The 9,574-nt window shown below is 42.5% G+C and carries 12 protein-coding genes; 9 read left to right on the top strand and 3 right to left on the bottom strand.

Annotated elements, in window-relative coordinates:
* Positions 1-268: 268 nt before the first annotated feature.
* Positions 269-1,294, bottom strand: coding sequence for an IS110-like element ISVisp6 family transposase (locus AB4583_RS05735; RefSeq protein WP_061026117.1), 1,026 nt, complete (start codon positions 1,292-1,294; stop codon positions 269-271).
* 31 nt (positions 1,295-1,325) lie between these two features.
* On the opposite strand from AB4583_RS05735, the gene AB4583_RS05730 reads away from it, so the two are divergent.
* The 8 genes from AB4583_RS05730 (at position 1,326) to AB4583_RS05695 (ending at position 6,249) form a co-directional block, all read left to right on the top strand.
* On the top strand, positions 1,326-2,279 hold the full coding sequence (locus tag AB4583_RS05730) for an ATP-binding protein (RefSeq protein WP_372116746.1): 954 nt from the start codon (positions 1,326-1,328) through the stop codon (positions 2,277-2,279).
* A gap of 28 nt (positions 2,280-2,307) precedes the next feature.
* Positions 2,308-2,865 (top strand): helix-turn-helix domain-containing protein, encoded by a 558-nt coding sequence (locus AB4583_RS05725; RefSeq protein WP_372116744.1) that lies wholly within the window; start codon positions 2,308-2,310, stop codon positions 2,863-2,865.
* Positions 2,866-2,970: 105 nt separating this feature from the next.
* Entirely contained in the window at positions 2,971-3,126 is a 156-nt protein-coding gene (locus tag AB4583_RS05720; RefSeq protein WP_372116742.1) for a hypothetical protein, read from the top strand.
* 392 nt (positions 3,127-3,518) lie between these two features.
* Positions 3,519-3,941, top strand: a complete 423-nt coding sequence (locus tag AB4583_RS05715) for a PD-(D/E)XK nuclease superfamily protein (RefSeq protein ID WP_372116741.1) — start codon at positions 3,519-3,521, stop codon at positions 3,939-3,941.
* A gap of 10 nt (positions 3,942-3,951) precedes the next feature.
* Positions 3,952-4,200: a hypothetical protein gene (locus AB4583_RS05710; RefSeq protein WP_372116740.1), complete on the top strand. Its 249-nt coding sequence runs from the start codon at positions 3,952-3,954 to the stop codon at positions 4,198-4,200.
* Positions 4,201-4,222: 22 nt separating this feature from the next.
* Complete coding sequence (locus AB4583_RS05705; RefSeq protein ID WP_372116738.1) at positions 4,223-4,819, top strand: hypothetical protein; 597 nt, start codon at positions 4,223-4,225, stop codon at positions 4,817-4,819.
* A gap of 456 nt (positions 4,820-5,275) precedes the next feature.
* Positions 5,276-5,647: a hypothetical protein gene (locus tag AB4583_RS05700; RefSeq protein WP_372116736.1), complete on the top strand. Its 372-nt coding sequence runs from the start codon at positions 5,276-5,278 to the stop codon at positions 5,645-5,647.
* Between the two features lie 98 nt (positions 5,648-5,745).
* Positions 5,746-6,249, top strand: coding sequence for a hypothetical protein (locus AB4583_RS05695; protein WP_372116734.1), 504 nt, complete (start codon positions 5,746-5,748; stop codon positions 6,247-6,249).
* A 582-nt stretch (positions 6,250-6,831) separates the two neighbouring features.
* Here AB4583_RS05695 and AB4583_RS05690 read toward each other — a convergent pair.
* Positions 6,832-7,722 (bottom strand): DMT family transporter, encoded by an 891-nt coding sequence (locus tag AB4583_RS05690; RefSeq protein ID WP_372116732.1) that lies wholly within the window; start codon positions 7,720-7,722, stop codon positions 6,832-6,834.
* 119 nt (positions 7,723-7,841) lie between these two features.
* On the opposite strand from AB4583_RS05690, the gene AB4583_RS05685 reads away from it, so the two are divergent.
* A complete protein-coding gene (locus tag AB4583_RS05685; protein WP_108092194.1) occupies positions 7,842-8,426 on the top strand; it encodes a TetR/AcrR family transcriptional regulator in 585 nt (194 codons plus the stop codon).
* Between the two features lie 131 nt (positions 8,427-8,557).
* Here AB4583_RS05685 and AB4583_RS05680 read toward each other — a convergent pair whose 3' ends face one another.
* Positions 8,558-9,433 carry a radical SAM protein gene (locus AB4583_RS05680; protein ID WP_372116730.1) on the bottom strand — a complete coding sequence of 292 codons (876 nt, stop codon included), beginning with the start codon at positions 9,431-9,433 and terminating at the stop codon, positions 8,558-8,560.
* Positions 9,434-9,574 lie beyond the last annotated feature (141 nt).

Below are 9,574 nucleotides of genomic sequence, written 5' to 3'. Positions count from 1 at the left end.
GCTACATGGATTCCCCCGGTTGTCAAACATCCGCTAAACTTATGTTGATGGGTTTTGGACTGCCGCTCTACATTCGGCCTACTTATCGACGATTCGCATACGTCGTGGCCCTGATGACTTTGCGCGACTGCGGTGCCTTATTCGTTAGATGACATCTAGTGTGTCCGCCGCATTAACAGGCTCTCCGCAAGTGGTCTTAACCTATCTCCATCATTAGCGTCTGCAATGACCCGGTGGGTTTAACTCTTTATGCTGCTTAGTTTTTTACTTAAGCAGCATAGTTTTCGTATTCTGTTTGATTGTGTAAAAGCGACCATATAATTCGTGCGTTCTTCGCGGCAAGTGCCACTATCGCTCGGTTCATTCCTCTTCGTTCTAGAACGCCTCGACACCACTGACTTAACTTATCTTGCTTGTCGCCAAGGTTGGCAATTACGGTCCTTGCGCCATGAACTAATAGTGTTCGTAAGTATTTATCGCCATGTTTGGTTATCCGACCTAAGCGTGGCTTTCCTCCCGTCGAATATTGTTTTGGTACGAGTCCTAGCCAAGCAGAGAAATCACGGCTTTTATCAAATTGAGAGCCGTTACCTATGGAAGCAAGTATCGCAGTAGCGGTTTGCGGTCCAATGCCCCGAACTTTCATCACTCGTTGAACATTAGTGCTGACCTTAGCAAAAGAATCGAAGACTTGTTCAGTATCGGCGATACGTTGATTCAATTCACCAAGGTGGCGATAAGCATCGGCAATCACTGTTCTCGCGAGGTGTGGTAGTTCATTTTCTGCGTCTTCCAGCATTAAGGGAACCTGTTTCATTAATGAAGAGCGGCCAACAGGAATGGTTAACCCGAACTCAGAAAGTAGGGCACGCATGCGATTCATAAGCGCGGTGCGCTCACGAACCCAATGCTCTCTCATTCTATGTACCGATAAGATGGCTTGTTGCTCGGGGGATTTTACAGGCACAAAGCGAGTAGATGGTCGCTGAACAGCTTCGCAGATAGCAACAGCATCATTAAGGTCGTTCTTTCCCTTAGTTCGATAAGGAATTACGTATTTAACAGCCATAATGCGGGCGTCGTGCCCAAGTTTATTGAGTGTTCTTGCCCAATAATGTGCACCACCACACGCTTCAACGCCTATACGCATGAGTGGCATATTTGCTATTGTAGTCAGTAGTTTAGAGCGAGTTACCGACTTATGAAGTATGACCTTACCATTTTGGTCTACGGCATGAAGACTGAAGTGGTTTTTAGCTAGGTCGATACCGCAGAAATAAGAATAATCAGACATGGTGCCTCCGATGCATTTAAGTACCACATAAGTGTGGCAGATCCTCGGTAGGGGGAATCCATGTCATTCGTTGGAAGTGGTCTTTCCTGTTCCCGAATGTCGCTGGTTAACTTCCGATGGTTTTGAAGAGGTGATAAAGCAGTACAGTGGTTTATGGGCTCAGGAAACTACTGCAATTGAAATAACTTTTCTTGGAGGGAGTTTCTTACTTGATTCCCTGGGAAAACTACTTGCTCTAATTAATCAATTAGTGCATCAAAATAAGTCTGTTTCATTGGATTTTAGTGCGTGTGATCAGTCTTTCACATACTTGTGTCGTGTTGGTTTTTTTGAGCTGGTTGATAAACGTGCCGTCGTTACACCTAATGTGAAGGATGCATCTTGTTATTATGGTCAGAACAGTAAGGTGATGGAGTTCGGTGTTATTAATCCAGAAGAGCCAGATGAGCGCATTCCTCTTCAGCTCAAGCAAGCGTTCATAGAGCAGGTTGGTAAAAAGCATTCCAATGCTGCTTTTACAATGATTTCTGAACTTTTTGGCAACGTTCGAGATCACTCTAAATCACCTATTGATGGTTTCGCTGCGCTTCAGGTTTACTCTAAAACTAATAAGATACAAACAGTTATATCAGATAGTGGCGTCGGTATCGCGAACTCTCTACGTCGCGTTTTAAAAGAGCGTTATCCGGAAGTATATCAAGAGTTCAAAACCGCTAATGCTGAAAATGATGCACTGCTTATAAAACGTTTATTTGAACAAGGCCGCATAAGTAGCGCTGATAATAATGATGATGAAAGTCGAGGTTTAGGGCTCAAAAGGAGTGGTGATATCGCCGCCAAGTTTAATGCGGAGATACACATTAGGCAGGAATCTTTCGAGTTAACCCTTGTTTACTCTGCGGGGATTCTCGCAGATCATAAAGTGAGGTGTGGCTTGCAAAAATTATGCGGTTCGCATATTTGTTTTGACTTTTCTCTTGATTAATTTAAGATCTTCTCCTTAAATTATCAATATGAATCAGAATAAAATGATAATCAAACTCCGCGATTTTACGAAAGATGATCACCCTTTTGGCAATGTTCAAGGGAAAGATGTTTTTCATAAATTGATGAAAGAAGTCGACTCTCACACCTCTTGCTCTGTATTTGGTATTTCTCTGGATGAGATAGAGGCGACAGATGCGTCTTTTCCACGTGAAAGTGTTGTGGCTCTTGCTCGCTTGTATCGAGGTGAAAAATGCTTTTATCTAATTGATGTAGCTGATCAGGATCTTATTGATAACTGGTCCTATGCGGCTGAGGCAAAAGGTCAACCTCTAGTGGTTTGGTCAGGAAATCAATACAAAGTGATAGGTCCTGAAATGACGAAAGGTACTCGAGATGTAGTTGAGTTCGTTTTAGATAACGGTTCTGCAACGACTGCGAGTATCTCTGCTGCATTTGGTATCAGTATTCCTAACGCCAGTACTCGATTGAAAAAACTTTACAGTGCAGGTTATATCACTCGTTCCGAAGAGGCTGCAGAGTCTGGCGGAAAAGAATTTATTTATTATGCAATAAAATCTGATTAAACAGCTTGTGTTAATCAGATTTTAAGATTAGAATCCTCTTGTAGCTGAGAGGATTCTTTTTTATTTCAGCTTAAACAGATTAATTAAATCAGATTTGGAGGCCTTATGGTAACTAACGGAAAGACAGGTGACAACCGTCGTCATGGGATGGTTCGCGAACGTTCACAGACTCAAACTCCTTCTCGCGATGCGAATACAGGGCGTTTTATGATCGTTAAACAAGACGGTTTGCCGTTTAAAGGCATTAGGAAGGAGCAATAAAAAAGCACTTTTAGAAGTTTTCTAAAAGTGCTTTTTTAACTTGAAGTGAACTGTAGTCGTCATTGGCGTGATCGATTACAAGACCCAACACAAGAGGTCTCAGGTTTGCTGTGGAAACCCAATCGCTCGGTGAGAATTGCGATATTACCTTTCTACAGTGTTCACTTCAATCTTTGAGTTCCCTCTTTGTTAAGTTGTACAGAGGAATTTCATATGAGTACTCGATTAAAACTTGTTGATGTCTGTTCATACGTGCGTCGCCGCTATGGCCGTACAGAACAGGTTCGTAAGCATAAACGTTCGCTTCCGAGATAACTAAAACAACAAACTCTGATGCTACTTGAGTATTAAGTAGCATCTCAATTCTAATAACGTGAATACGAGATAATATTATGTGTAGAAAAGATCTTCTTAAAGATATATCCGAGAAACTTCAATCAATGGGCTTTACTTCCAGTAACACTCAATCCCCCTTTACTTATCAGTCTAATGTTAAATATCCGAGTATCTTTGCTGATAAAAGTGATTATGCTCACTACATTGTGTACACCCCAACACGCACACTGCAGATCGTTGCAAAGTACCAAGAGTCTACAGGAACCACGATCGAGAAGCTGGGGTATACAGCTTTGGATGCCGCGAGAACAGAATTCGATGGCTACCTAGTCGTTTGTGGAGGTGGTGAGTTGTTGAAACATGGGCGAGCAATTGATTTCTTGAACGCACAAAAGCATATAGCGCCACGTTTACATGCCCTGAGGGTCCAAGATCTTCAACAAATTATTGATGTTGATTCTTTGGTAAAGGTTGCTTAGGTATATGTTAATGAATGATTGGAATGAAAAACTAGAATGTTTAAATAAATTCCTGACTGTCGCTTTTAAGGTAGGGGTGTTGGTTGGTGGTTTCGCTATATGTGCATACAGCTGGATTATCGGCTATTTTCCTTCGGGAGTAACGATAGGTGATGGGTTACTGTTTATTTTACTTGCTACGGTATTGAGTGTGCTGGTTGCTCTGTTTAGCTTTAGCTCTTTGGCCGTTATGGAAGCTTGTAATCAAGCTTCTGAGTAAGATATTAATTTTGATAAATAGAGTGACTAACAAGGACCTTCAGATAAACAGCTTGCCTAAAATTAGAAAGGCGAGAGCTGAACATTATGGGATTGCCTTTATCGGCTTCTTATTTGCGGGGTTCCTAGCTTTACAAGATTGGCGATCACTAATGGTGGTACTCGTTCTTCTTTTTTCATCTTCTGTTATGTGGAGCTCTATCCAAGAAAATGAAGAAGAGGCGAATAAGCAGTTAAAGGCGGATATAGCCACGGAACAAAAAGAAGCGATCCTTAAAAGGGTTAAGAGAGGAAATAGTATTTCATTGCTTGCCATGGTCCTCATGCCGTTAGTTATTCCAGGGGCGCCAACTATGCTCGTCACTGGCGTCATGAGAGCTGCAGATGTGAGGGTCGACTCTGCGACGGTTCATATCAAAGCGCCTTATAGCATCTATGCTGAAGAGTCGGGTACCAAGGGGCAGCCAAGTAACTTTGGATCTAGCTTTTTGAAATTTGAAAATGCGCAGGTCTTGTTTAAGGGGATAGGTAGCAATACCGTATTATCATTGCATCTTAAAGACAAAGATAGAGTGCAAATTGTTGTTCCCAACTCATCAGTACACTTGCTGCCAAACTAATACGCTAACCTAGAATCAAACAAGCCCAGCATTTGCTGGGCTTTCAGCTTTCAGGAATTACTCATTCAAATACAGTTCTGCCATCTCAACATCAAATCCTCTATCTAGTTAATAAATTGATAGACCACTTAAAAAGTAATCAGATGTTAATAGCAATTCCAAAACCAGGCTTAAGAATGACTTGGATTATCAGTGCGTTATTCGTTGAAAACTTATAAAAAACAATTGCTTAAATTTATCAATCAATGTGGATACAAGGTGAGCAGATAAAAGCCGCAATAACCCTAAGCTATATTGCTTATAACCAATGTGAGCGGTGATGATCGAATAACATATAAACACTCTATCGTTTTTCATTACTTCAATAGATTTCCCAAAGCGAAACAGATCGAATGCATGTAGCAAAAGCACAGCGTTAGTACCGGAGCTAGGTGAGATTTTTAAGGTTTATAAATCATGAACAAAACAAACATCGTTGCAATTACTCTTGCTATCACTTCTTTTTCGGCGCTCGCTAACAAAGGAGAGGCTTTAGGAGCTACCGGAAGAGTCGACTCTGTTATCGAATATTGTGGTGGGGCTGGTTACTTCAATGAAAGAGATAAAACCACCATGCAATTGGAGAACTTAAAAATAACGATGGGAGAAACGGGGATGTCTATGAAAGATGTGATGAATAGCCATGAATACCTTAGGAATTACCGTAATCACGTTAGCTATTTGCATGGTTTAAATGAAATATCATTTAAAGGTGAGTGTGCCAAGACTATCCAAGTTTTTGCTTACGCACTTAAAGCCGATGATGAACTTTTAGGTAAGAGTCGGTAGTTCCTAACTTCATTGATCTACAATCTTGGCCAGAGGTGATGGTTCAACCTTAGTGGCTAAACCTTCGAAATAGAAAGCTGTAAGCAGTTGGAAAAATAATGAAAAAAGCACTTATAACACTATCATTAGCCGTTTTATCTTGTACTCCATTGGCAAAGGCAAGCACTTCTCAAAGTACCCAATCGAACACTGATAAGTGGTACAAAACTATTAATGGTGAATACGCCGTTCAAGGGCTTAACAGTAAGACAAAAGCCGCAGTTGGATCATATGCCATTATCTATAAAACAGCTGGCGTAAATCGCAACGTAGGTTTCAAATTACCCGCCAGGGAATGTGAAACATTCAAGAGCACAAGTACCCCCATATTTACTGCAAAAGTTAACAACCAAAACATTAATTTCGATGAGCAGTGTATTGCGAAGGGCTGGTCATTGGTTTACCCACGCAGTGAAGCGGGTGCAAAATTCTTATGGGATGCATTCATCAAAAGCAAAGTAGTAAGTGTAGATTTAGGCGCATCATACGACAACTTACATTACAGTGCCGTAGGGTTCCAGAACGCAACAAGACAACACTTTATTGATCATGATGCTCTTTAGTTTGAAATGTATAAAGGCACCAAGCAGGTGCCTCTCTGAAATAAAGTGTTATTTGACTAGAGGTCGTCACAATCAGAGTGCTCTAATTTCTCACACTCCCTAATAATAACTCGACCAGTTGCCCCACTAGGAATGCCTAAGGTCCAGATGTGTAAATAGCTGTTAATCGTGGCTCTTCTCGCCTCGCTCGTGACACGAATTGCACTATTACGAGCCTCGCTTTCTGTCATCGGTACCTTGTTGTTATCGGCGTCAAATACGGAAACAATTTCTTCAATTCGAAGTTTAGAAGTATTAGCGACAATTCCAACTTTGAAAACGATGTGTCCGCCGTTGGCAAATTTGAGCTCCACTACATTATTCATACCACTGGTAATATTAAAGGTGGTAGAGACATCAATCGCGACTTGGGTCCATCGAGTAATTTCTCCGTCTAATGTAGTGTTGTAGTAATCCTCTATTTGACCAGAGCAATATCTGCACCCAACGAACTCCCACGGCTCACTGATTACAGACTCAGGTATGATGAGGGCATTAGATGCTCTTTTCAGTTCGTAGCTTGCAGCCTTAAACTCTCGTACTTTATCTATAAACTCTACGGGTGTTTTGATAGGTGTAGATGAAGATCGTAATCAAGATCACCACACCACCGATAATACTGGTTGTTGGCGGGATCTCGGTGAAGAAGATAAACGCCCAAACTGGTGCTAACACAGTTTCTAACATCAGAGTCATTGATACCTCTGGCGCGGTAATGTGGCGTGTTGCGACCATAGATAACACTCGGCCAACAGGGGCCGTAAACAAACCCATCATGGCCATGATTAACCACGTTTCAACGCTGTAGCTTGATGGCGTTGCGAAGAAAAACATCACGACCGCTAGCAACAAACCACCTAGGCCCACACTCGCCAATCGGCTGACGTCTTGATATTTACGCAGCAAGGTAAACATCATAGATAAACAGATCACTGCGAATACCGCTAAAGCATCACCCATCCAGTTCCCTGAAGAAAACGAACCTGAAACGACAATCGTAATACCAATCATCACCGCAACAATGGCAACCAAAGTCGATCGACTAGTGGCTTCTTTCAAGATCAGCCAGCTGAAAATAGCGGCAACAGCAGGGGCGGCACTCAGGATCACAAAGGTATTGGCAATCGAGGTCATCTTGATGCTGAACACCAAGCCAGAGGCGCTGCCGAGCATAAGAATGCCCGCAGCTAACAATGGCCAACCGCTCTGTACGACTGCCTTTCGTATTCCGCGTTTGTCGTTGAACTTAAGCAAAATCGGCATCGAGATCGCGCTGAATAAGCCGAACAAAAAGGCGGTATCGAATCCGCTGACACCGGCATAACGAATAAAGATGGGGTCAATACTCATTAACACGGCACCTGCGATCGCGAGAGTAAAGCCGAGGGTTCGTGTGTTTCTTGCTTCAGTTTTAGGGAGGTTCATTGTCGTCATTTCTCTATCCAATTATCTGTTACCAATGAATCATACTGGTGAGTATGATTTTAAAAATTGGTTGAGTTAACACAAATCATACTTTAAAGTATGATCTCTGTTTTGGGGTGGATGAAGTAATGAGCAAGATTGAGCAGAACAAAGAGAAGAAACGACTCGCGATTTTAAAAGCGGCGAAGGAGATATTCCTCGCGGAAGGCTATGTGCAAACCAGCATGGACCGAGTCGCTAGCGAAGCGAAAATGACGAAGCAAACGCTATATCGTTACTTCTCTTCTAAAGATGTGTTGTTTGAAGCGACGTTAAGACAAATGGGTAGCCAGACAGACGATAAGTTGGTGGTGCATTTGCAGCACACCGATACTCGACAAGCGCTATTGGGCTTCGCAAAAGACTTCGTTTTGTTTCACCTTTCGAGCGAACATATTGCGACCTTTAAGCTGTTGATAGCAGAAGGCAGTAAGTCTCCAGAATTAGTGAGTCGTTTTATGGACGTTGGCCCAGATGATACCGATCGCGTGCTTGCTCAGTTTTTCAATGAGCGATTCGATATTGAAGAACCACAAACCAAAATTAAGCTTTGGCTTGGTATGGTGATGAGTGTCAGAGAGGGTGTGTTGATGGGAATGCCTGCACCCACAGAACAAGAGATTGTTGCTCACGTGGAAGCGAGTACTGACTTGTTGTTAGCGGCTTTGGCTTAGGTAGGGCTGTAAACCTGAAAAAATAAGATATACGTTAGGCGCTGCTGGACTTTGATTATTCCATAATAGGGAGCTGCAACGCCTGTCGTTTAGTTTGTTTACGTTTATTCGTTAAGAGTTAAATCGAGCGACTACCAAGCAAAGGTTTTAATGACGTTTTGCTTAGTGATTGGGTTATGCGCGATGTCTTGATTTATCTTATCAAGAAACGGCTTACGAGCCTGAGGCAACATGCCACGCATTGGTGAGATGTTATTGCCGTGGTCACCCCAGTAGTAGCAATCGAAATCTTCTAGGTTTTCGAGCAAGTATCTTTCTTCTTCCAGAATCTGCAATGGCGTTGGTAAAACAAACTCGCCACGGTTTACTTCTTTTTCCAATACCGATCCCGGTTGAACGGCTAAAGCCATCGGTGCAATCGCATCTGGCTGCATGATGTTCAACAAGCTGGTGGTATTAATCGCATGCTCTATAGAACGCTCTTTGCCGCCAAGGCCAAAGATGAAAGAAGCCAGTACCTTGATGTCTGCTTCACGGGCTAGGTTCATTCCTTCAATTGCATGCTCACGCGTCATGCGCTTTTGAATGCGTTCAAGCAAAATTGGGTCACCGGACTCCAAGCCTGAATAGGCCATGCTTAAACCTGCCGACTTAATCTCTTTTAATTCAGACAAGCTCTTACGACGGAAGTCATTGAACCCTGAATACAGAGAGATGTTCTTGATCTCTGGGAAGGTGATCTTGATGTAATCCAGAATCGAAATCAGCATCTCGGTTCTAATCGCCATCACATTACCATCGACCAAAAAGATAGATTCAACATGCGGGTAGATTTTTCTCGCCGCATCAATATCTTCAAAGATGTCTTTGATGTCTCTTACTTTGAAACGCTTATCATCAAACATCGTGCAGAAGGTACACTGGTTATTACTGCACCCCAATGTTGTCTGGATGAGTACGCTCTCTGCTTCCATCCAAGGACGATAAACTTTACCTTCAAAACGCATAAATGCTCCTCGGCCGTAGCCTGTGTTGTTTCGACGGGGGCAAGTTTAGCAATCTGCATCTTGGGTGATAATTGGGCAAAGCGGGGAATCAGTATTAAAGAAATCTTAATAATCGAAAGAGCGCGCAGTTCTTTGTCTGTA

The organism is Vibrio sp. 10N.222.49.C12, from assembly GCF_041475025.1.
GTDB lineage: Bacteria > Pseudomonadota > Gammaproteobacteria > Enterobacterales > Vibrionaceae > Vibrio > Vibrio crassostreae_C.
The sequence above is the reverse complement of the archived record's forward strand: the minus strand, read 5'-3'. Positions and strand labels throughout refer to the sequence as shown.

Bases quoted from the DNA above. Each gene is read 5' to 3' on its own strand.
- AB4583_RS05735 (WP_061026117.1), bottom strand. From the start codon at position 1,294: ATGTCTGATTATTCTTATTTCTGCGGTATCGACCTAGCTAAAAACCAC.
- AB4583_RS05725 (WP_372116744.1), top strand. From the start codon at position 2,308: ATGAATCAGAATAAAATGATAATCAAACTCCGCGATTTTACGAAAGAT.
- AB4583_RS05720 (WP_372116742.1), top strand. From the start codon at position 2,971: ATGGTAACTAACGGAAAGACAGGTGACAACCGTCGTCATGGGATGGTT.
- AB4583_RS05715 (WP_372116741.1), top strand. From the start codon at position 3,519: ATGTGTAGAAAAGATCTTCTTAAAGATATATCCGAGAAACTTCAATCA.
- AB4583_RS05710 (WP_372116740.1), top strand. From the start codon at position 3,952: ATGAATGATTGGAATGAAAAACTAGAATGTTTAAATAAATTCCTGACT.
- AB4583_RS05700 (WP_372116736.1), top strand. From the start codon at position 5,276: ATGAACAAAACAAACATCGTTGCAATTACTCTTGCTATCACTTCTTTT.
- AB4583_RS05695 (WP_372116734.1), top strand. From the start codon at position 5,746: ATGAAAAAAGCACTTATAACACTATCATTAGCCGTTTTATCTTGTACT.
- AB4583_RS05690 (WP_372116732.1), bottom strand. From the start codon at position 7,722: ATGACGACAATGAACCTCCCTAAAACTGAAGCAAGAAACACACGAACC.
- AB4583_RS05685 (WP_108092194.1), top strand. From the start codon at position 7,842: ATGAGCAAGATTGAGCAGAACAAAGAGAAGAAACGACTCGCGATTTTA.
- AB4583_RS05680 (WP_372116730.1), bottom strand. From the start codon at position 9,433: ATGCGTTTTGAAGGTAAAGTTTATCGTCCTTGGATGGAAGCAGAGAGC.